The sequence below is a fragment of the Streptomyces sp. NPDC002055 genome, assembly GCF_040296705.1.
Classification (GTDB): Bacteria; Actinomycetota; Actinomycetes; order Streptomycetales; family Streptomycetaceae; genus Streptomyces.
Map to the genome: position 1 here is coordinate 140,440 of NZ_JBEOXS010000002.1, position 21,607 is coordinate 162,046.

Genomic DNA, 21,607 nt, shown 5'->3' on the forward strand with positions numbered 1-21,607 from the left:
GCCCGCGAGGGGGATGATGGAGACGAATGGAGCCGGGAAACAAGATCGCCCCCTCGCCGAACACACTGCTCAGGGGACGATCCATAAGTACTTGCAATCTACAAGCTGCTGGCCGCCCCGCCGCGACCCATGAGGTCCGGAGACCTATCGTGGGCATAGGACCCCCTCCCGGGACAAGCACGAATGGGGATCACCATGAAGGCAGACTCAGAGGTGGCGAGCGTCGTTCTGGTACACGGCGGTTTCGTGGACGGGTCCGGCTGGCAGGCGGTCCATGGCCTGCTCGCCCGTGACGGCTACCGGGTCGCCGTGGTGCAGAACCCGACTCTGTCGCTGCACGGCGACGCCGCCGCGACGCGGCTGATCATCGCCGAGCAGGACGGCCCGGTCGTGCTGGTCGGTCACTCTTATGGCGGTGCGGTCATCACCGAAGCGGGCACCGACCCGAAGGTGGCGGCTCTGGTCTACATCGCGGCGTTCGTGCCGGACGCGGGAGAGTCGGTCAACACGCTCATCGGCGGTTTTCCGACCGACGGTCCCGGACCGCCGATCCTGCCGCCCAAGGACGGCTTCCTCTTCCTCGACCGGGACAAATTCCCCGCATCGTTCGCCGGTGACCTGCCCGCCGACATGGCCGCCTTCATGGCCGACTCTCAGGTCCCCTGGGGCGTGGACGCCCTCGGCGGGCAGGTCAGCGAGCCCGCCTGGCGGACCAAGCCGAGCTGGTACATGGTCACCACCGACGACAAGATGATCCCCCCGTCAGCCCAGCGCTCCATGTCCGGGCGAGCCGGATCGACCACCGTCGAGGTCGCCGGCAGCCATTCCATCTATGTGTCACAACCGGCCGCAGTGGCCGCCCTCATCGAACAGGCCGCGTCCGCCGCGGTGGCCGTGCCGCAGTAGCCGCAGTTGCTGAAGCGGGGCACCGCCAGTGGCAAGAATGCACGTGATCGTTCTCCCGGGCGGCGGGTACGCCGAGCATGCGCCCCATGAGGCCGAACCGATCGTCGATTGGCTCACCGGGCTCGGGGTGCAAGCGAGCGTCTTCCGCTACCCGGTCAACGTCAGGCACCCGGTGCCGCTCCATTCGCTCCGTGCCGAGATCCGGCGCCGCCGCGCGAAGGGGGCGGAGCGCATCGGTCTGATGGGCTTCTCCGCTGGTGGCCACCTGGCCGGCCTCGCGGCCCTCTCCCCAGGTGCCGAGGCGCAGGAAGCCGTGCAGTTCGCGGTCCTCGGATATGCGATCACGTCGATGGAGACCGAGACCTACCGCCCCGCCAGGCTGATCCTGCTGGGCGAGGATGCCGGCCCGGCGCTGCGGCGTTCGACGTCTCTGGAAGCGCTGGTGACGCCTGAGTCACCACCGTTCTTCCTATGGCACACCGCGGAGGACAGCTACGTCCCTCCCGAGCACACCTACCGCTTCGCTGCCGCGCTCGCGGCCCACAACATCCCGCATGCCGTTCATGTGTTCGCGCACGGGCCGCACAGTCTCGGCCTGGCCGAAGGCGCGGGAGACGTGGCGACCTGGACAGCCTTGGCCGCGTCGTGGGTTCGCGAACGCGCCGAAGCCTGAGGCAGGGCGCCCACATGTTGGACGTGGCCGTGCCGGTCCCAGCGACACCGTGGCGAGGCACTGGTCGGAGTCAAGCAGGGGCTGCGGCACTCCCGGTGAGCTCCTCCATCAAGGCCGATGAACGGATACGAGTGGCTCCGGCAGGAGTTGAGAAAGGCTTTCAGTGCAATGAGGTGCGGCTGTCCGGCGTCGTGGCGGATGCCAAGCGCGTCCCGCGTCGTCCCCACATCGTCCGTGTCACTCGGCCGACTGCAAAATCAGTGCGCGGACCGCATGCCCAGTGGATCGCCGTCGCTGTGGCCGACCCTCCTCAGCCGGCGGCCCGGATGCAGTCCGGGTGAACGCTGGACGACCACCATGGCCGCGTCGTCGCTCAGCCGTCCACCGACGTGTGCAAGCCTCCTGACAACGCGGCACTTGAAGATCGATGCCTCCCCCGGGCAGCGGTAACGCGCTGGTGGTGGCATCACCGGGCTGTTCGGCGTGCAGGATCGGTCTGGAGCTGGTGTGCTGGTTCTGGGGCTCCCGCGAACCCGTACTACGGAGAGATCCCGATGAGCACCCATCGAGTCGCGCAGGTCGCCGCTGCCAGCGGTCCGTTGGAGATCGCCGAACGCGAGGTGCCGCGGCCGGGCCCCGGCCACGTACGGATGGCCGTGGAGGCTTGCGGGATCTGCCACAGCGATGCCATTTTCATGAACGCCTTGGTTCCGGGTGTCCGGTTTCCGCTGGTTCCCGGTCATGAGATCGCCGGACGTATCGACGAGGTCGGCGAGGGAACATTCCGTGGCTGGCAGGTGGGCGACCGGGTGGCGGTGGGCTGGTTCGGTGGCAGCTGCGGTCACTGCACGCCCTGCAGACAGGGCGATTTCATCGTGTGCGAAAACCTGAAGGTTCCCGGGTGGGCGTACGACGGGGGTTTCGCCGAGAGGGTGATCGCACCGGCCGACGCCCTGGCCCGGATTCCCGACGCCCTGGCGACCACCGATGCCGCGCCCCTGGCGTGCGCTGGGGTGACCGCGTACAACGGACTGCGGCGCAGTTCCGCACGGCCGGGCGATCTGGTCGCCGTCCTCGGCATCGGCGGCTTGGGACACTTGGGCGTGCAGTACGCGGCCGCGATGGGCTTCGAGACCGTCGCGATCGCCCGTGGCGCCGGCAAGGCCGACTTCGCCAAGCAACTCGGGGCCCACCACTACATCGACAGCACGGCGGACACCACTGTCGCGGACGCTCTGCAATCCCTCGGTGGCGCCAGGGTCGTCCTGGCCACGGCCGCGAACTCCGACGCCACGACGGCGACCTTGGAAGGCCTCCGCCCCCGCGGCGAGCTGGTGGTCATCGGCGCGGACGCCGAGCCGCTGGGCATCAGCCCGAACCAGATCCTCATGAGCGGCAAGATCATCCGGGGTCATCCGTCCGGAACCGCGCAGGACGTGCAGGACACCATGGCCTTCAGTGCCCTGCACGGGATCCGCCCGATGACCGAGACCGTCCTCCTGGACCAGGCCGATGAGGCATACCGGAAGATGATGTCGGGCGCTGCCCGGTTCCGGATGGTGCTGACCACCGGCTGACGTCCAGGAGCACCATGACCGGGGCGGGCGTGACGCAGCAAGTTCATCGGACAACCGGGCACAGCAGCTCGAAGCAGATCGCCTTCGGCCGTGCTGTGGCTCGAGGAGCGGCAGCCCGGACGACCGGGATGGCGACCGGGCCTTGATGAGGGCCGAGAGGACGAGACCATGACCGCCTCGTACGAAACCATCAGCACCAGGCTGGACGGCAACGTCCTGTACGCCACCTTCAATGCCCCGCCGATCAACCTCATCGGTCCCGAGGTCGTGCGCGACCTGGCCGGCCTGCTCGAGGAGCTCTCCCAACCGGTGGCTACGCGGGTGGTGGTCTTCGACAGCGCGGATCCCGACTTCTTCTTCCCGCACGTCGACCTGACCAAAGTGCCCGAGTACACCGCTGAAGCCGCGAAAGCCGGAGGCCCGGGCGACGCCTCCCTGGGGATGCTGTTCCGCAAGCTCAGCGAGATCCCGGCCGTCACTGTCGCCAAACTGCGCGGCCGGGCACGGGGAGCGGGCAGCGAGTTCCTCCTCGCCTGCGACATGCGCTTCGCCTCCCGGGAGAACGCTCTTCTGGGCCAGCCCGAAGTCGGCATCGGCACCACGCCCGGCGCGGGAGCGATTCAGCACCTCACCCGTCTGCTGGGCCGTGGCCGAGCGCTGGAAGCCGTGCTGACGTCGGCCGACTTCGATGCCGAGCTCGCCGAACGCTACGGATGGATCAACCGCGCGGTGCCCGACGCCGAGCTGGACGAGTTCGTAGCCGGCATTGCCGCGCGCATGGGGGACTTCCCCCGCGATGCACTGATCGCGGCCAAGACAGCCGTCAACGCCATCAGCCTGCCAACTCCGGCCGACGTACGTGCGGATGCCGCCCTGTTCCAGCAGCTCGTCCGAGGCGAGGCAACGCAGCAACGCACGGCAGAGCTGTTCGAGCGGGGCTTCCAGACCCGTGGCCGTACCGAACTCGACCTGAGTCACGTACTGGACGACCTGACGGCCGTCGACTGACGCAGATGACGAAACGCCGGACACGGCATCCCGGGTGGATGCGCACACGCCGACGTGAGTACGCGAGCGCCCATTGCCGTGCGGGCACCTGCGGCACTCGGAGTGACCCATCAGTGCGCTCAGTCACAGCGCCCGAGGTCATGACCGGCGGCCCGCCAGGCTCGAAGAGCGGGGGCTGATCACCCGGAGCGGCCGCCGCTGGCGTTCGATCCGCCTCGGCAGCTGAGCGACGTGACAACGAACGGCCGGGCTGCGTGCCGCGGGGAGCACATTCTGTGTGTCGCTCTCCAGGCCCACCGGGGATGGCCTGATTCCGGCGACCCGGCAACCGCCCGGTGCAATGATCGCCACGGCAGTCGTGCGCGAGGATTCCGGTGACAGCCGAGGCAGAAATGTTCCAGGTCAGGGGAGAACACCATGGCGATGGATGCACGCGAGGAAGAAGCCATCCAGGCCGTTGTTGAACGCCTCACGGAGGCCTACAGCACGACACGGGCCCCCGAGGAGATCGAGGCAGCCGTCGCCGAAGCCCATGCCTCCTTCACAGACCGGCCGGTCCGTGACTTCGTTCCTGTCCTCGTCGAACGCAAGGCCCGCGCCGCCCTCGACAACCCCTCGACCGCGGAGTAACCCCCTATACCGCCTGGCCACCGCTCGAACACGGGCAGCAGAACGAGCTCTGGTCCGCTGAGTTCCGTACTTGCCGATCTTGACGTGCCTGACGAGCGTGGAGTCAGATGCGGTGTCGAGTTCGGATGGGCCGTCCCCGCCGCAGGCCCCGTGCGGTGTATGCCGACCGCGGGTACGACCACGACATCTATCGCCGACGGCTGCGCGACCGGAACATCACCCCGAATATCGCCCGCGGCGGACAGCCCCACGGCTCGGGCCTGGGCCGCATCCGCTGGGTCGCCGAATCCGCCATCGCCCACATCCACGGCCCCCGCCGCTTACGGACCCACTGGGAAGCACGCGGCGCCACGAGCCGAAGAGCCTGCCAAGGCCGGCTGACCTCTGCCGCTGCGTCGCGATGGTCCGCCGCCCTCACGAGCGGCGGACCATCCCCGCTCAGCCCGCCAAAGCGCCCTGGTGAAAGTACATGCACCAGCCCGTTTCCGTCATACGCCACAGGGAGCTTCGCCACACTCGACCCCGGGCTCTCCGACCCACGGAGCAAGCAGGCCGCCGGGCCCGCTGATGGTCCTGGCGAAGCGGACACTGGCCGGACTCCGAACGGGACAGAGGCCGGAATGTGCTGCGGCAGCCCACTGGGAGCCGTGGGTAGGTGTTACTTGAGGTGTCCGAGGGCCTTGGCGCGGTCCTGTGCCCAGCCGGCGAGGAAGACACCGATGACGAGGGCAGCGATGTAGACGCACAGGGCGCCCGGGAACGGCAATCCGCTGAGCACCCCACCGTTGTCGTGATCGATGAGCAGCCGGATCGCGCCTTGGCCGCTGAAGACCACTAAAGCCATTCCGGTGATCAGCAGAACGACGAACTTCATGATGCCCCCTCAGTTATTTTAACAATGCACATGCATTGTAATAGACTGTCGACGGCGATGCAATGCGAACGCATTGGCTCGCCAGGGAGGATGCATGCCGAAGATCGTTGACCACGAGGAGCGCCGACACCGCCTGGCCGAAGCCGTCTGGACACTGACGCTCCGCGGCGGGCTGGAGGGTGTGACGCTTCGCAAGGTCGCGGTGGAGGCCGGGGTGTCCATGGGCCAGGTGCAGCACTACTACGCCACCCGGGAGGACCTGGTCCGTGACGCGATCGACCGCGCCGTGCGGGCACTGAACGCCCGGATTGAGGCATCCATCAAGGCAACAGACCCGGCGAGTGCGGAGACGATGCTCCGTGAATGCCTGCGCGCGATGCTCGCCCGTGACCCGGAAAGCCTGCGCCTACTCCAGCTGTCAGTCGCGGTCGTCGGAAGGGCGATCTCGGATCCGGCAATGGCCGGCGTGCTGGCGCCAGGTAACGGCGAGCTTCTGGACTTCACCGCAGGACTCATCGCCGCGGCCCGGCAGGAACGGGGCGCGCCAGCACGGGGCAACGGCCTGATCGACGCCGACATCTGTTGGAATCTGGCCACGAGCCTGGGGGTCGACGTCGCCCTGGGGCAGCGTTCTCCCGTCGAGGCACTCAGGGTGCTGGACTATCACCTGGACAACCTCCTGGGCTGACCACCGCCTCGCCCAGCGCATCACGCGGCGACACCGCGTTTCGCAGGTGGTCACTCATAAAACAGCGTCGCCCGGTACGGCCGCGTTGAGCATTCTCCGTTTCAAGGGACAGCACCCCTCGCCCGCGCGACCCGGGTCGGACACCCTCGAACTCCGGCTCCGCCGCCTGGGCTTCCCCACGCAGCGTGGACGCACGGCGGCAATCCGCCACCTGGTCCTCCGGGCCCCCGCACCCGTGATCGCCCGCATGCTCGGGCTACCACGACGAGACCACTGCACAGCTCGCCGCCGAAGCAGGAGGAACCTGGCGCCACTACGCCCCCGGCGACCACACACGGTGACCCCAGTGCCTCAATCACCATGGAATAGGCGTCACTCGATTACGCGATGTCGCCAGTTCTGGCCTCGCACAGGGCGTCCAGCGCGGTGGTGAAGTCGGCCAGCAGGTCGTCCGCCTCCTCCAGCCCCACCGCGATACGGACCGCCCCCGCGGAGATGCCCGCGGCGGACAGCGCTGCCGCGTCGAGCTGACGGTGGCTGGTTGAGGCGACGTGGGAGACGCCAGTGGCCGTCCCGCCCAGCGAGGTGACGATGTGGCACAACTGGAGGCTGTCGCAGAGCCGCAGGGCGGCATCCCTGCCGCCGCGTGGTGTGAGGGTGACGATGCCGCCGAAGCGGCCTGGCTCCAGGACGTTGGCCGCCAGCGTGTGGTCCGGGTGCCCGGGAAGCCCCGGGTAGTCGACCGACTCGACCGCAGGATGCTTGGTGAGTGCACCTGCGAGGTGAGCGGCCGTCCGGTTCTGTCGCTCGACCCGCAGCGGAAGAGTCTGAAGTCCTCGCAGCATGAGGAACGCCTCGTCCGGTGCGAGCGCCCCGCCCATTTCGGTTCGCAGGGCGCGGACGGCGGCCAGGTGGCGGTGGTCACCGACGACGACGCCGCCCGTGGCGTCGCTGTGTCCGCCGATGTACTTGGTGGCCGAGTGCACCACGAGATCCGCACCCAGGGACAGCGGCCGGCACACCACCGGCGTGGCGAACGTCGAATCGACCGCGAGCAGCGCCCCACCCTGGTGCGCCACCTCGGCGAAAGCGGGAATGTCAGCCACCCGCAACGTCGGATTGGAGATCGCCTCGCACCACACCAGCCGGGTGGTGGCCGTCATCATCGCGGCCGCCTCCTGCGGCGAGTCGACGAACGACACCCCGATTCCCCAGCGTGGCAGCACGTGGGTGAGCACATGATGCGTGCCGCCGTACAGCTGCCGCTGCGCCACGACGTGATCGCCCGCGGAGAGGAAGGCGAGCAGCGTGGTGGTGATGGCGGCCATGCCCGAGGCGAACGGCTGTGCCTCCTGCCCGCCCTCCAGGGCGGCGACGGCCCGGGCGAACGCGTCGCTGGTGGGATTGTCGATCCGGCTGTACGCGTAGCCCTGGGTGTGGTCGGCCATGACGGCGGAGAACGCGTCCGACGACTCGAAGCTGAAGGTGGCGGTGCGGTGCACGGGGGTGACAGTGGGCCATCCCCGGCCGGGCACCGCAGGCCGCGGCGGGTGGACGGCCCGGGTCTGCAGTGCGTCCTCGCTCCGGTCGGCCGGCGTCATCGGATCTTCCCTTCGGCCGGCGCGGGCACGGGTCCGGTCATCGGGTCCGGCCGGCCGGTGACGAGGCCGGTCGGTGTCTGGACGGGCAGTCCCCGGCGCACCCAGTATTCGTAACCGCCGAGCATCTCCTTGACCGGGTATCCGAGCAGCGCGAACTGTTCGGCGGCCCGGGTGCCGGAGTCGCAGGCGGGTCCCCACCCGTAGGTGACCACGACGGAAGACGGGGGCACGAGGCCGGCTGCACCAGTTGCGACGGATGCAGCCTGAAGCGGGACGGCGCCTGGCACGTGCCCCTGTCGCCAGCTTTCGTGTGGCCGCGTGTCGATGATGACGAGGCCGTCGACACCGGCGTCCAGGTCGGCGGCGACGTCGTGTACGTCGGTGTGGGCTGCCAGCCGGGCGGTGAAGTGGGCGGCCGTGGAATCAGTGTCGCCAGGTAGTGGGAGGGCTCGTTTGACCAGAGACATTCAAGGATCCTTCGGAAGTGCAATGGAGCGTCGAAGGGACGTCCCTTGTGATGTTCCGTTGGCCGGCCCTGCCCCGGACAGTGGCGAAATTGCTGGGTACCGTGAAATTCCCGCCACTCCGGGAGCGGCGGGGACTGGCGCCCCGGCATGCGCGAAGGCCCTGCGGTACGCGGTCGGGGAGGTGCCCATCACCCGGTGGAAGTGATGCCGGAACGTGGCGGGGCTGTCGAATCCCACCGCTGCACCGACCTTCTCCGCAGGAGTGTCCGTACTCTCCAGCAATGGCAGACTGGCGCGGATCCGCTGATCGACGATCCACCGGATCGGGCTGGTGCCCGCGCGCTTTTGGAAGTGCCGCACGAAGCTGCGCTGGCTCATGTTCGCCTGGCCGGCCAGATCGTTCAGCGTGACGGTGTCGGCCAGGTGTTCCAGCGCCCAGCCCATCGCCCGGCCGATCGCGTCGTCCTGGCTCGGGGCCGGCACCGCGGCGTCGATGTACTGGGCCTGCCCGCCCTCCCGGTGCGGCGGGGCCACCATGTGCCGCGCGACGGTGTTCGCCGCCACGGCACCGAAGTCGGTCCGCACCATGTGCAGGCACAAGTCGATGCCCGCCGTCGAACCGGCGCTGGTGAGGACCTGGCCGGAATCCACATACAGCACGCTTGGGTCGACCCGGACCGCTGGGTGACGCGAGGCGAGCAGCGGCGCGAACTTCCAGTGGGTCGTCGCGTCCCGCCCGTCCAGCAGCCCGGCGTCGGCGAGGGTGAACGCGCCCGAGCAGATGGACACGATGCGCGCACCGCGCAGGTATGCCCGCCGGAGCGCCTCCCGGACCGGCTCCGGTGTCGTGCCGAGAACGTCGGCACCGGGAACGATGACAGTGTCCGCCTCGTCGACCGCCTCCAAGCCATGATCGGCTTGCAGTGTCATGCCGCCCGCGATCCGGAAAGGACCACGCGGGGCGGCGCAGACCCGCAGGTCGTACCAGGCCAGATCGAGCTCGGTGCGTCGCAGACCGAAGATCTCGACGACGATTCCCAGTTCGAAGGGCGCCATGCCGTCGTAGACCAGAGCGGTGACGACGTGGGGGCGCCTCGAGACGACGTTGTCACTGTTCACGACGCACCAGGCTACGTCCGCCGTCGCGAACTCCCGAAGCGACTTGTCTTCTACGGCATCCCGCTACACCTGCGTCGACCATCCCCGGGCCAGACCGAGGCCCTCTGTTCCACCGCTCAATTTCACCTCTGACAGGCGCGATCAGGGGCCGAGCTGCGTGCTGGCGAGCGTGTTTCCTCGACCTCGGCTTCGGCTGGGGTCGACGTACTGCTGTCCGCCCGCCCCCGTCGGGGCGCTGGGGCGGCGCTTTCGCCCTCGCCCCCGTCCGGTTGGTAGCGGCCGCTGACGCCACCGCTCGGGTCGGCCAGGCGCGTCGGGGGAGCAAGGCGTACCGCGCGGTTCGAACGACGCCCCCGCCAGCTGGTGGCTACGGCTGGCAGCGGCCTCCCAGGCGGAGCCCTCCGGGCGGGCGGGGGACTCGGGCAACGACACCCAGGACGGGCGGCACCATCATCGAGAACCGGCACCGGCTCCTACCGCCTCGCCAGCACCCGCGCACGGGCCGAAGAGCCTGCCAAGGCCGGCTGACCTCTGCCGCTGCGTCGCGATGGCCCGCCGCCGTCACGAGCGGCGGACCATCCCCGCTCAGCCCGCCAAAGTGCCCTGGTGAAAGTACATGCACCAGCCCGTTTGGGCCGGCAGCACCACGCGGCGCCCCCTTGGCCACGCATCAGTCGGCAGAGCGCGTCACGTAGCCGTCGCGGCCGCCCCCTGTACTAATCGCTTCGGGTACTGAAGGACGCCTGGGCGGCGTTCTCCTGTGCGAGGGCTTCGTGCCGGCTGGTCCACCCGGTGGCCTTCCGCAAGGACGTGAACTCGCGTTGCAGGGTGGTGGCGGAGGTGGTGCGGGTGTCGGTGCTGATGGTGACCGGCAGTCCGTCGGTCAGCAGTGTGGTGGCGGGGTGGTCGGAGAGGCTGGGGACGGCGCCGGTCTGTACGTTGCTGGTGGGGCACATCTCCAGGGCGATGGTGTCGGTGCGGAGCCGGTTCAGCAGTGCCGTGTCGGAGGTGCAGCGCACACCGTGGCCGATCCGGCGGGCGCCGAGGACGTCGATCGCCTCCCACATGCTCTCCGGACCTGCCGCTTCGCCGGCGTGGACGGTGCAGGGCAGGCCGGCGCGGTGGGCGAGGTCGAAGGCGGGCCGGTGCGGCCGGGCGCCGTACAGCCTCTCGTCACCGGCGAGGTCGAGGCCGGTGACGACGTCCCGGTGCCGCAGGGCGGTCTCGGTGACGGCGAGGCTTTCGTCCGGGCTCTGGTGGCGCAGGCAGCACAGCAGCAGCCCGGTACTCACGCCGGTGGTGGCCCGGCCCTGGGCCAGTCCTTCGGCCACCGCTCGGACGGCCTCGTCGCGGGTCATGCCATGGCGGAGGTGCAGTTGCGGGGCGAAGCGCACTTCGCCGTGGACGACGCCGTCCCTCTCCCAGTCCTCGACCAGCTCCCGGGCGGTGCGGGTGAGGGCGTCGGGAGTCTGCAGGACCTGCAAGGGGAGGTCGATGTGGGTCAGGAAGGTGGTCAGGCTGCCGCAGTGGGCCGGGGCCACGACGAGTTCCCCGACCGGCCGGTCGAGGGTGATGCCCTGTTCGCGGGCGAGGTCGGCGACGGTGCCCGGGCGGACGGAGCCGTCTAGGTGGCAGTGCAGTTCGTAGCGCGGGATCCGCGCGGCGTGGCCGCTCATGAGCCGGACCCCGTTCCGGGGACGTGCGGAGCCGTGTCGGTGAGCGGCGAGCGGGTGGGAACGGGTGTGGAGAGGGTGTCGAAGAGGAGCTGTTTGAAGCCGGTCTCGTCGACGCGGCGGACCAGGGTGATGTTGGGGGCGGGAGCGGACACCCGCCGGTCGATGATCATCTGGCCGCGCGTGTCGTCGGCGACGGAGACGGCGACGTGGGCCTGTTCCTGTTCGGTGATCAGGTCGGGCTTGAGCGCCACGGCCATGGCGACGGGGTCGGGCAGGTCGTAGCCGGGCAGTCCGGTGACCTCGCGGGCCCAGTCGGCCACGGTGCGGTTGATGCGGTGGGCGAACGTCGCCATCGGGGTGCCGAGCTGTTCCAGGCGTTGCTGGTCGGCCGGGGTCATGACGGCGTCCTTGCGGGAGACGTCCCAGCCGATCCAGGTCACCGTGTCCGGGGTGGCGGCCTGCGTGACGATGCGGGCGGCCTCGGGGTCGGCCCAGAGGTTGAACTCGGCGGTGGGCGAGATGTTGCCGCGCAGATCGGCGGCGCCGGCCATGCAGTACACGTGCCGGTAGCGGGTGAACAGCCCGGGATCGCGCAGCAGGGCGGCGGCGATGTTGGTGAGAGGGGCGAGCGTGACCAGGGTCAGCTCTCCCGGGTGCTCGCGGGGGTAGGACAGCAGGGCATCGACGGCGTGGGTGTTCCGGCAGGCGGTGGACGGGTCGGGCAGGCCGATGTCGCCCATGCCGTCCTCGCCGTGGATGTGCTGGGCGCTGGACAGGGTGCGCGTCATCGGGCGGGCGCAGCCGGGGTGGACGGGGATGTCGGTGCGGCCCGCGGTCTCGAGGGAGATCAGCGCGTTGCGCGTGCCGGTCCCGACGGGCACGTTGCCCGCCACGGTGGTCACCGCCCGGATGTCACCCAGCCCGCCGGCGGCGGCGAGCAGCAGCGCGACCGCGTCGTCGGAACCGGTATCGGTGTCAACGAGCAGAGGAAGGACAGGCACGGCCGTGCTCCATTCGTGCGAGTCGTGCGGGATGCGCGACGGTCAGTGGGCTCGCATACGGACGAGGTCACGCGCGGGGCAGGGCGCCGAGCGCGGCGGTGGCGGTGGCCGCAGCCCGGTGGTGAACCCACGGCCACCACCCGGCATGCCAAGGATCCGTTCACACCCCATGTCTAATCGTTTAGATGAGAGGATGCAAGGGTTATGGCGAAGCGAACAGGCAAGGCCCCGACGCTGACGGACGTGGCCCGCGCGGCCGGGACCTCGACAGCGGTAGTCAGTTACGTGATGAACAACGGCCCCCGGCCGGTCGCGGCCGAGACCCGGGAGCGGGTCCTGGCCGCCGCGGCCGAGCTGGACTACCGGCCCAACCGCATCGCCCGGGCTCTGCGCTCGCGGACCACCGGCGTGGTCGGCCTGATCCTGGCCGACGCCTCCAACCCCTACTTCGGCGCGCTGGCCCGGCACGTCGAGCAGGCACTGGACAAGCACGGAAAGCTCACCCTGACCGGGAACGCCGGATACTCCCCGGACCGGCAGGAGCATCTCGCGGACAAGTTCCTCGCCGCCCAGGTCGACGGGCTCATCATCGTCTCCGCCGACGGTGGCGCCGACGTCGCCGCCCAGGTCAAGCGAGCGGGCGTCCCCGCCGTATACGTCCACAACCAGCCCGAGGACGGGCAGGCCCCGGCAGTGACCGCCGACAACGAAGCCGCCGTCCAGCAGGCCGTCGCCCACCTGCGCAGCCACGGACACACCCGCATCGCCTTCCTCGCCGGACCACGCGACGCCGGACCGGTCGGCCGACGCCACGCCGCCTGGGAGACGGCCCTCGCCGGCACCGGCGCCCCCCTGCTGCGCTGCGCGTACTCCCGTGCCGCGGCAGCGGCCCTGACCGGGCAGCTCGTCAGCGAGGGCACCATGCCCGCCGCGCTCATCACCGCCACCGACGAACAAGCCATCGGCGTCCTCGCCGGAGCGCGGGCTCACGGACTGGCCGTCCCCGACCGTCTGGCCGTCATCAGCCTCGACGGCACCCCCGACAGCGCCTACACCGCTCCCGCCCTCACCGTCACCCAGCAACCCCTGGAGGCGATGGCGGCTCACGCCGTCGACCTGCTCCTCAGCGGCGAGGCCGCAGCGCCGCCCACCGCGCCGGCTCCCCTCGTGATCCGGGGCAGCTGCGGGTGCGCAGCCACCGAGTCCTGAGTGCCCGATGCTGAACCGGTAGGTGGGCGCGACTGCGTCTGGCAAGATCAGCTCGTGGCTCGACACTCGGTGGCCTCGAGCAGAATCGAGTTCGCAGACCGGCGAGCTGTCCGCTTCTGAACTTCCCTCGTCGATGTCTGCCGCTTCCAGACCTGGGGACCGAACACCGAAGAGCAGACGCGCGCCTTCGTGATGACCGCGGTCGAACTGGTCGCGGGCGGTGATCGACGGCTCGCACGGCCAGGCACGTCGGGGCAGCCCGGAACCGGTCCGAGCCCGGTCGAACGCGGCGGGCGTCCCGCTCGCCGCGCCCGGCAAGCGCGGCAAGCGCGGCAAGCGCGGCAAGCGCGGCAACATCCGCAACGGGCCCATGGCCGAGCACGGCCCATCGTCGAGGCCGTCGACTTCTCCACCATGACCGTTCCCCGAACCCCCCAGAGACCGCACATGGATTCCGTCCATGGCCCTGCAAGGCACCTCCGGCAAAGTCGTCGGAACCGGCCGAACCGCCCACCGAGCTCGCGACCACCCGCGCGCCCGGTGAGCGTCCGGCGCGTCCGCCCCTTCCTCCCAGAGGAGTTGCCATGTCTCGCGTCTCCACCGGTCCGAGCGTCAACCCGACTACCGCCCATGCTCTGTTGCGTCGTCTGCACGACCACGGCGTGCGCACCGTGTTCGGAGTGGTCGGCCGGGAGGCCGCGTCGATCCTCTTCGACGAGGTGGAGGGCATCGACTTCGTGCTCACCCGGCACGAGTTCACCGCCGGGGTCGCCGCCGACGTCCTCGCCCGGATCAGCGGCCGGCCGCAGGCCTGCTGGGCCACGCTGGGGCCCGGCATGACGAACCTGGCCACCGGTGTCGCCACCTCGGTCCTGGACCGATCGCCGGTCATCGCGCTCGCCGCCCAGTCCGAGTCGCATGACATCTTCCCCAACGACACCCACCAGTGCCTGGACTCGGTCGCCGTGATGCGACCGATGACCAAGTACGCGGTTGAACTCCAGCGTCCCGACGATGTGACCGATCTGGTGGACTCGGCAGTGGCGGCAGCGATGACCGAGCCCGTCGGCCCCAGCTTCATCTCCCTTCCCGTCGACCTCCTCGGCAGCGAGATCGACACCTCTCTGTCGCACCCCGAGGCCAGGACTCCGGCCAAGCCCCTGGGCACGGTCGAGGAGGGCTGGCAGGAAGCCGCTCAGCGGGCCGCGGGGCTGCTCGGGGCGGCGCAGCACCCGGTTCTGGTCGTCGGCGCCGCCGCGATCCGCTCCGGGGCCGTGCCGGCGATCCGCGCGCTGGCCGAGCGCCTGAGCATCCCGGTCATCACCACCTACATCGCCAAGGGCGTGCTCCCCCAGGGCCACGAGCTGAACTACGGTGCCGTCACCGGCTACATGGACGGCATCCTGTCCTTCCCCGCCCTGGAGACCCTGTTCGGGCCCGTGGACCTCGTCCTCACCCTCGGCTACGACTACGCCGAGGACCTGCGCCCGTCGATGTGGCGGCGCGGTGGGGAGAAGATGACGGTCCGCGTCTCCCCCACGGCCAACCCGATCCCCCGGGTCTACCGCCCGGACGTCGAGATCGTCACCGACGTGCGGGCCTTCGTCGAGTATCTCGACAGCCGCACGGCCGCCCTCGCCGCGAAGACTCCGCACGACATCACGCCGCTGCGGGAACGGATCGCCGAGTTCCTGGCCGACCCGCGCCACTACGACGACGGCCTGCGGGTCCACCAGGTGATCGATGCCATGAACACCGTCATGGCGGAGACCGCCGGGGCGGGCGAGGGCACCATCGTCTCCGACATCGGTTTCTTCCGGCACTACGGGGTGCTCTTCGCTCGCGCCGACCAGCCGTTCGGCTTTCTCACCTCTGCCGGGTGCTCCAGCTTCGGCTACGGCATTCCGGCAGCGATAGGAGCCCAGCTCGCCCGGCCCGGTCAGCCCACGTTCCTCATCGCGGGGGACGGTGGTTTCCACTCCAACAGCGCGGACCTGGAGACGATCGCCCGCCTCAACCTGCCCATCGTCACCGTCGTCGTCAACAACGACACCAACGGACTCATCGAGCTGTACCAGAACCTCGGCCACCACCGGTCACACGATCCGGCAGTGAAGTTCACCGGCGTCGACTTCACCGCACTCGCCCGCGCCAACGGGGTCGAGGCGGCCCGGGCCACGAGCCGTGAGGAGTTGATGGCCGCTCTGCGCAAGGGTGCCGGCCTCGGACGGCCGTTCCTGGTCGAAGTGCCGGTGAACTACGACTTCCAGGCCGGCGGTTTCGGCGCTCTGAGCATCTGACCATGGCGCAGAACCTTCCCTCCGCCAGTGGCTTCCTCGCCGAGATCCGCCAGGACGACGGCCGGCCGATCGACCCGGTCTTCGCCTCCCGCACTGCCCGGGCGGCGTTCAGGGAGCGCACGGCCGACCAGAGCCTGTGCGGCGTCCTGCTGCACTCCGGGGCGCCGGACGCGGCACTCGCCCACACCCAGGGGAGCACACTGGTGCTCGCCGGGGAGCTGTACAACCAGGAGGATCTGCTCCGGCTGTTGCCCGGCCACACCCTGCCGAGCAGCGACGCGGCGCTGGTCCTGGCGCTCTTCGGCCTCTATGACGTCCATGCGTTCCGGCTGCTCAACGGCCGGTTCGCCGCACTGCTCGCCGCCCCCGGACGAGCGGTGCTGGCAACCGACCACGCGGGCTCCCTGCCCCTCCATGTGTCCGCCGCTCCCGGCCGTGTGCTGACGGCAACGGAGGCCAAGGCGCTGCGCACAGCCCCCGAGGGGCGGTCCCTCGCCGCGCGGCCGGTCCGCCGGCTGCCCGGCGTTCACCAGGTCCCGGCCGGCACGGTACTGGACATCGAGGTGGCCACCGGGAACTGCGGCACGCACCGCACATGGTCACCACCGCAAGCCCGCCGGATCGTCCCGGAAGAGGAGGCGGCCGGGACCGTACGCCGGGCCCTGGAGCTTGCGGTGCGGAGCCGTACGAGCGGGGACACCCCCTTGGTGGTGCTCTCGGGCGGCATCGACTCCTCCAGCGTCGCGGCGCTGGCCGCCCGCCGGTCGGCCACGCCGATCGACACCGTCTCGATGGGTACCGAAGAGGCCGACGAGTTCCCGCAGGCCCGGGTGGTCGCCCGGCACCTCGGCTCCGCGCACCAGGAGATCGTCATCCCGACCGCCGAACTGCTGCGGCGGCTCCCGCACACGGTCTGGGCGGCGGAGTGCCTCGACCCCGACGTCATCGAGTACCTGCTGCCGCTGACCGCTCTGTACCTGCGTCTTCCGGGCACGGGCCGGCGCATCCTCACCGGCTACGGGGCCGACATCCCGCTGGGGGGCATGCACCGCGAGGACCGGCTTCCGGAGCTGGACACCGCGGTCTGCCGGGACATGGACACGTTCGACGGGCTGAATGAGATGTCACCCGTCCTCTCGGGCATCGCCGGCCACTGGTCCACCCATCCCTACTGGGACCGCGACGTCCTGGACGTCCTGGTGTCGCTGGAGGCGGGGCTGAAGCGCCGGTACGGACAGGACAAGTGGGTACTGCGCGCCGCCATGGGCGACATCCTGCCCCGGGAGGTCGTCGTCCGTCCCAAGCTCGGTGTGCACGAGGGATCGGGCACCACCTCGTCGTTCACCCGGCTGCTGACGGACGCCGGTGTCCCTCACGACCGCGTGCACCAGGCCAAGAGCCTGGTTGTCGCGGAGCTGTTCGACCGCGTCGTCGTAGGCGGCCGGCACCCGGACGAGGTGGCGACCGATGCCGTGGTGGAGCTCGTCGCCACCCGGCTGCTCTCGGGCGTCCGTCCGGTCCCGCAATGAGCCCGTCACCCGACCGCCATGGACCCGTCCCGCGACCGGCTGCCGGTCGCGCCGCACGGAGGGACCGCACCGTGGAACGCATCGACACCACCGTCTCACCCCGCTACGCCCAGCTCCCCACGTTCATGCGCCTTCCGCACAACCCGTCGCCGCGGGGCAAGGACGTCGTGGTCATCGGCGCCCCCTACGACGGCGGCACCAGCTACCGGCCCGGCGCACGCTTCGGACCGCGAGCCGTACGCCACGAATCCGGGCTCATCCATGGGGTGGGCATCGACCGTGGGCCCGGCACCTTCGACCTGATCGACTGCGTCGACGCCGGCGACATCGATCTGACGCCGTTCAACATGCACATGGCGATGGAAGCGGCCCAGGAGCGACTGAGCGAACTGCTCGCCGACAACGCCGCCTTCCTCATGATCGGTGGCGACCACTCACTGACCCTCGCCGCCCTGCGCGCCGTCGCCGCCGAGCACGGGCCGGTCGCCGTACTGCACCTGGACGCCCACTCCGACACCAACCCCGCCTTCTACGGCGGCGAGTACCACCACGGCACGCCCTTCCGGCATGCCATCGAGGAGAAGCTCGTCGAACCGCAGCGCATGCTCCAGATAGGGATCAGGGGCCACAATCCACGGCCCGACTCCCTGGACTACGCCCGAGGGCACGGGGTGCGGATCGTCACCTCGGACGAGTTCTGCGCTCTCGGCCCCGAGGCCACCGGGGAACTGGTGCGGGAACGGATCGGCGACACGCCGGTCTACGTATCGGTGGACATCGACGTCGTGGACCCGGCGTTCGCCCCCGGCACCGGCACGCCCGCCCCGGGCGGTCCCACCTCGCGCGAGGTGCTCGCCCTCCTGCGCACCACCGGCGATCTGCATCCGGTGGGCTTCGACGTCATGGAGGTCTCGCCGCTCTACGACCACGGCGGGATCACCTCAGTCCTCGCCACCGAAATCGGGGCCGAGCTCCTGTACCAGTACGCCCGCGCACACACCTCGGAAAGGACGTCCTCGTGACCGTGTTGCCCTGCTCCCCGCACTCCGCCGAACTGCTCGCGCTGGCGGCGGGGCTGCCCCGGGTTCCCCGCCGCGACCTGCACGGCTTCTTCGACGCGGCGCACACCGCCGCCGCGGCGCTCCCCGAGCTCATGGGAACAGCGCTGGACGCGTTCAACGCCGACGGCAACCAGGCCGGGTACCTGCTGCTGCGCGGGCTGCCGGTGGAGGACGACGACGTCCTGCCGACCACGCCCGACCGCACACCCGCGCCGGTGGACCGGCCGCTGCTGCACCTGGAGGCCATGCTCGCGATCGTCGGCCGCCGCCTGGGCCTGCACACCGGCTACCGGGAACTGCGCTCCGCCTCCGTGTACCACGACGTCTACCCGTCGCCGGGAGCCCACTACCTGTCCTCCGAGACCTCGGAGACGCTGCTGGAGTTCCACACGGAGATGGCCTACCACGTGCGCCAGCCGAACTACGTGATGCTCGCCTGCTCCCGGGCGGATCACGAGCGCAAGGCGATCACCCTGGTGGGCTCGATCCGCAGGGCACTGCCCCTCGTGCCCGACGACATCCGCACGCATCTCTTCGGCCGGCCCATCCCCTGCCGTGTGGACGTCGCCTTTCGCGGCGGCGCCGAGGACCCGGGGGCCATCGCCGACGTCAAGCCTCTGTACGGCGACCCGCGGGACCCATTCCTCGGGTACGACCGCGAGCTGCTCGCCCCGCGGGACCACGCCGACGTGGAAGCCCTCGCCGTGCTCTCGAAGGCGCTCGACGAGGTGCGCGAGCCGGTACGCCTCGTCCCGGGTGACGTCCTGATCGTGGACAACTTCCGTACCACCCACGCCCGGACCCCCTTCACACCGCGGTGGGACGGCAAGGACCGCTGGCTGCACCGGGTCTACATCCGCACCGACCGCAACGGGCAGCTGTCCGGAGGGGAACGGGCCGGTGACGTCGTGGACTTCGTACCGCGCCACTGAGTCACAGGACGCCAGTGGGCCGCCCGTGGCGGCCCACTGGCGCACTCCAGCAACTGCTGACAAGGCGCGATGCCGCCTCGAACGCTCATCCGACAGCCGGAGGGTCCAGTCACCCTGGCGCGCCCGCGCGCGGGCTGCCAAGCTGGAGCCCAGCATCTTTATACGGATGGGCGAATAGATATGACAGCTGGCGCAGAGCATGAACCGCGGGGATTCGCCGTGCACACCGCACCGGTGGGTCTCGCAGACGACGGACGGGACGACTTGACCGTTCTGATCTCCACCGTGCCGGCCGTGGTGAGTGCGGTGTTCACCCGCTCCCGTTTCGCCGGCCCCAGCGTGACACTGAGCCGCGCGGCAGCCGCCGACGGCGTGGCCCGGGGAGTCGTCGTCCTGGCCCGCAACGCCAACGTGGCCACCGGCGCCGAGGGCGAGAGCAACGCACATGAGGTTCGCGCATCGGTGGCGCAGGCGGTGGGCCTGCCCGAGGACGAACTGCTCATCGCCTCCACGGGTGTGATCGGCCGGCAGTACCCGATGTCGGGCATCCGGGACCATCTCAAGGCCCTGTCACCGCCGTTCCCCGAGGGCGGCTTCGAGCGGGCGGCCCGGGCCATCATGACCACGGACACGCGGCCCAAGACGGCCTGTGCTCGTGTCGGCCGAGCGGTGATCACCGGGATCGCCAAGGGGGTCGGCATGCTCGAGCCCGACATGGCCACGCTGCTGGCCTTCTTCGCCACCGATGCCCAGCTGGCCCCCGACGAACAGGACCGTGTCTTCCGCCGGGTCATGGACCGGACCTTCAACGCCGTCAGCATCGACACCGACACCTCCACCAGCGACACGGCGGCACTGTTCGCCAACGGGCTGGCCGGCCCGGTGGACCTCGCGGAGTTCGAAGAGGCCCTCCACGAGGTGGCGCTGAAGCTCGTCAAGGACATCGCCCGTGACGGCGAGGGCGCGGGCAAGCTCATCGAAGTACGCGTGACCGGGGCGCGTGACAGCGCGCAGGCCAAACGCGTCGGCAAAGCCGTTGTCAACTCACCCCTGGTGAAAACCGCGGTGCACGGCGGCGACCCCAACTGGGGCCGCGTGGCCATGGCGATCGGCAAGTGCTCTGCCGACACCGATATCGACCAGGGCAGGGTCGTCATCCGCTTCGGCGATGTGCCCGTGTACCCGCCCGGCCTGCCCGGTTCGGGGGACGAGGACGACGTCCGCGCCGCCGTCGCCGAGCGGATGCGGGGCGGCGAGGTCGTCATCGGCGTTCATCTCGGCATTTCGGACGGCGCCTTCACCGTGTACGGCTGCGATCTGACGGAGGGGTACGTCCGGCTCAACGCGGACTACTCGACATGACGTCAGCCGCCGGGTCGTGCTCCGTGAGTGAGGGCCCCACGTACTCCATGGCCATGACCCCCCAGCTGAAGCCCAGGGCGCTGGTGGCGTGCAGGACCAGGTCTCCGCGGCTGAGGCTGTTCGCGCTGATCAGGTCCTGCATCGCGATCAGGGTGTCCGCGTTGCCCATGTGCCCCAGCCGGTGGTAGTTGAAGACGGTCTTGGTCTCGGGCAGCCCCAGTTCCCGCAACAGGCGTTCGTGGATCCGCCGGTCGCCATGGGTGACGAGCATGGCGGCGACATCGGTGATGTCTCTGCCAACAGAGGTGAGGAGCTCCGCAGTGAGCGCGACGTAGGTCTCGATGTAGGCGTCACCCAACCCGTCGCGGAATCCGTTGCGGCGGACGACGATCCCGTCGCCTCTGCGGACGCCGGTGTAGTAGTCGGACCAGCTCGGGTCGGTGCGCATCGCCGACCCCAGGACCTCTGCCACCCGGCCGGACGCCGACAGCAGAAGGGCACCTCCCGCGTCTCCGTTGTTGAACAGCTCTTTGAAGTCGGCTTCTCCGTAGTCCAGCATCGTGCTGTTCCGGTCACCGATCAGCACAAGCGCGTACCCATCACGCCGCGACGCCAGCTGGTCGCACGCGATCTGCACTGCTGCCGTCATGGCGTTGCAGTAGTTCGCGAGCTCGAAGCAGTACGCCTGCTCGATCCCGAGTTCGTGGGCGACCTTGGCCGACGGCGTCCAGTAGGGCATCTCCCATTCGCCGGAGCCGGCATAGATCACGGTCCGGACGGCCTCGGGAGGTACCCCGGTGCGTTCCAGCACCGTGCGGGCGGCTCGCAGGGCGAGTTCCCATTCCCGCTCGGTGGCTCCGAGCACCGGGATGCTGTCGCATGTGGTGATCGCACGCACCTCCTCCTCCGGTAGACCGGACTTCGCGGCCATCTGCCGGACGCTGATCCGCGACGACGGCAGCGAGATCTCGAAATCGACGATTCCCGCCATGAC

At 70.0% G+C, this 21,607-nt stretch carries 19 protein-coding genes and 1 pseudogene; 13 read left to right on the forward strand and 7 right to left on the reverse strand.

All coding sequences use genetic code 11. From position 1 onward, the window contains the following. Positions 1 to 195 precede the first annotated feature (195 nt). The 6 genes and pseudogenes from ABT112_RS01555 to ABT112_RS01580 all read left to right on the forward strand — a co-directional run. Positions 196 to 906, forward strand: a complete 711-nt coding sequence (locus ABT112_RS01555) for an alpha/beta hydrolase (RefSeq protein WP_351504318.1) — start codon at positions 196 to 198, stop codon at positions 904 to 906. Between the two features lie 37 nt (positions 907 to 943). Then, the gene (locus ABT112_RS01560) at positions 944 to 1,579 is read left to right on the forward strand and encodes an alpha/beta hydrolase (protein ID WP_351504321.1); all 636 of its coding nucleotides are present in this window, start codon (positions 944 to 946) and stop codon (positions 1,577 to 1,579) included. A 554-nt stretch (positions 1,580 to 2,133) separates the two neighbouring features. Further along, positions 2,134 to 3,156: an alcohol dehydrogenase gene (locus ABT112_RS01565; RefSeq protein ID WP_351504323.1), complete on the forward strand. Its 1,023-nt coding sequence runs from the start codon at positions 2,134 to 2,136 to the stop codon at positions 3,154 to 3,156. 168 nt (positions 3,157 to 3,324) lie between these two features. Continuing rightward, on the forward strand, positions 3,325 to 4,164 hold the full coding sequence (locus ABT112_RS01570) for an enoyl-CoA hydratase/isomerase family protein (protein ID WP_351504325.1): 840 nt from the start codon (positions 3,325 to 3,327) through the stop codon (positions 4,162 to 4,164). 417 nt (positions 4,165 to 4,581) lie between these two features. After that, on the forward strand, positions 4,582 to 4,794 hold the full coding sequence (locus ABT112_RS01575) for a three-helix bundle dimerization domain-containing protein (protein WP_351504327.1): 213 nt from the start codon (positions 4,582 to 4,584) through the stop codon (positions 4,792 to 4,794). Positions 4,795 to 4,910: 116 nt separating this feature from the next. Beyond that, positions 4,911 to 5,138 (forward strand): annotated as a pseudogene (locus tag ABT112_RS01580) (IS5/IS1182 family transposase); the annotation flags it as partial. Positions 5,139 to 5,452: 314 nt separating this feature from the next. Here the strand turns inward: ABT112_RS01580 and ABT112_RS01585 are convergent. Further along, on the reverse strand, positions 5,453 to 5,668 hold the full coding sequence (locus ABT112_RS01585; RefSeq protein WP_351504329.1) for a hypothetical protein: 216 nt from the start codon (positions 5,666 to 5,668) through the stop codon (positions 5,453 to 5,455). 94 nt (positions 5,669 to 5,762) lie between these two features. On the opposite strand from ABT112_RS01585, the gene ABT112_RS01590 reads away from it, so the two are divergent. Further along, on the forward strand, positions 5,763 to 6,356 hold the full coding sequence (locus ABT112_RS01590; RefSeq protein ID WP_351504331.1) for a TetR/AcrR family transcriptional regulator: 594 nt from the start codon (positions 5,763 to 5,765) through the stop codon (positions 6,354 to 6,356). A gap of 380 nt (positions 6,357 to 6,736) precedes the next feature. On the opposite strand, the gene ABT112_RS01595 is transcribed toward ABT112_RS01590, so the two are convergent. The 5 genes from ABT112_RS01595 to ABT112_RS01615 all read right to left on the reverse strand — a co-directional run bounded on the left by ABT112_RS01595 (position 6,737) and on the right by ABT112_RS01615 (position 12,220). Beyond that, the gene (locus ABT112_RS01595; protein ID WP_351504332.1) at positions 6,737 to 7,957 is read right to left on the reverse strand and encodes a trans-sulfuration enzyme family protein; all 1,221 of its coding nucleotides are present in this window, start codon (positions 7,955 to 7,957) and stop codon (positions 6,737 to 6,739) included. Next, positions 7,954 to 8,424 (reverse strand): rhodanese-like domain-containing protein, encoded by a 471-nt coding sequence (locus ABT112_RS01600; protein ID WP_351504334.1) that lies wholly within the window; start codon positions 8,422 to 8,424, stop codon positions 7,954 to 7,956. The genes ABT112_RS01595 and ABT112_RS01600 overlap by 4 nt, the downstream gene beginning before the upstream one ends. After that, complete coding sequence (locus ABT112_RS01605) at positions 8,425 to 9,543, reverse strand: helix-turn-helix domain-containing protein (RefSeq protein ID WP_351504336.1); 1,119 nt, start codon at positions 9,541 to 9,543, stop codon at positions 8,425 to 8,427. A gap of 716 nt (positions 9,544 to 10,259) precedes the next feature. Continuing rightward, positions 10,260 to 11,219 (reverse strand): adenosine deaminase, encoded by a 960-nt coding sequence (gene add / locus ABT112_RS01610; RefSeq protein ID WP_351504338.1) that lies wholly within the window; start codon positions 11,217 to 11,219, stop codon positions 10,260 to 10,262. Beyond that, positions 11,216 to 12,220 (reverse strand): nucleoside hydrolase, encoded by a 1,005-nt coding sequence (locus tag ABT112_RS01615; protein WP_351504340.1) that lies wholly within the window; start codon positions 12,218 to 12,220, stop codon positions 11,216 to 11,218. The genes add and ABT112_RS01615 overlap by 4 nt, the downstream gene beginning before the upstream one ends. A gap of 204 nt (positions 12,221 to 12,424) precedes the next feature. On the opposite strand from ABT112_RS01615, the gene ABT112_RS01620 reads away from it, so the two are divergent. From ABT112_RS01620 to argJ, 6 genes are all read left to right on the forward strand, one after another. Continuing rightward, positions 12,425 to 13,429 carry a LacI family DNA-binding transcriptional regulator gene (locus ABT112_RS01620; RefSeq protein WP_351504342.1) on the forward strand — a complete coding sequence of 335 codons (1,005 nt, stop codon included), beginning with the start codon at positions 12,425 to 12,427 and terminating at the stop codon, positions 13,427 to 13,429. Between the two features lie 584 nt (positions 13,430 to 14,013). Then, positions 14,014 to 15,729, forward strand: a complete 1,716-nt coding sequence (locus tag ABT112_RS01625) for a thiamine pyrophosphate-binding protein (protein ID WP_351504344.1) — start codon at positions 14,014 to 14,016, stop codon at positions 15,727 to 15,729. Positions 15,730 to 15,731: 2 nt separating this feature from the next. After that, positions 15,732 to 17,258 carry an asparagine synthase-related protein gene (locus tag ABT112_RS01630; protein ID WP_351504346.1) on the forward strand — a complete coding sequence of 509 codons (1,527 nt, stop codon included), beginning with the start codon at positions 15,732 to 15,734 and terminating at the stop codon, positions 17,256 to 17,258. 71 nt (positions 17,259 to 17,329) lie between these two features. Continuing rightward, positions 17,330 to 18,280: an agmatinase gene (speB, locus tag ABT112_RS01635; RefSeq protein WP_351504348.1), complete on the forward strand. Its 951-nt coding sequence runs from the start codon at positions 17,330 to 17,332 to the stop codon at positions 18,278 to 18,280. Further along, positions 18,277 to 19,251, forward strand: coding sequence for a clavaminate synthase Cs1 (gene cs1 / locus ABT112_RS01640; protein ID WP_351504349.1), 975 nt, complete (start codon positions 18,277 to 18,279; stop codon positions 19,249 to 19,251). The genes speB and cs1 overlap by 4 nt, the downstream gene beginning before the upstream one ends. A 180-nt stretch (positions 19,252 to 19,431) precedes the next feature. Then, positions 19,432 to 20,613 (forward strand): bifunctional glutamate N-acetyltransferase/amino-acid acetyltransferase ArgJ, encoded by a 1,182-nt coding sequence (argJ, locus tag ABT112_RS01645; protein WP_351504351.1) that lies wholly within the window; start codon positions 19,432 to 19,434, stop codon positions 20,611 to 20,613. Here the strand turns inward: argJ and ABT112_RS01650 are convergent. Further along, complete coding sequence (locus ABT112_RS01650) at positions 20,591 to 21,604, reverse strand: 3-oxoacyl-[acyl-carrier-protein] synthase III C-terminal domain-containing protein (RefSeq protein WP_351504353.1); 1,014 nt, start codon at positions 21,602 to 21,604, stop codon at positions 20,591 to 20,593. The genes argJ and ABT112_RS01650 overlap by 23 nt on opposite strands. Positions 21,605 to 21,607 lie beyond the last annotated feature (3 nt).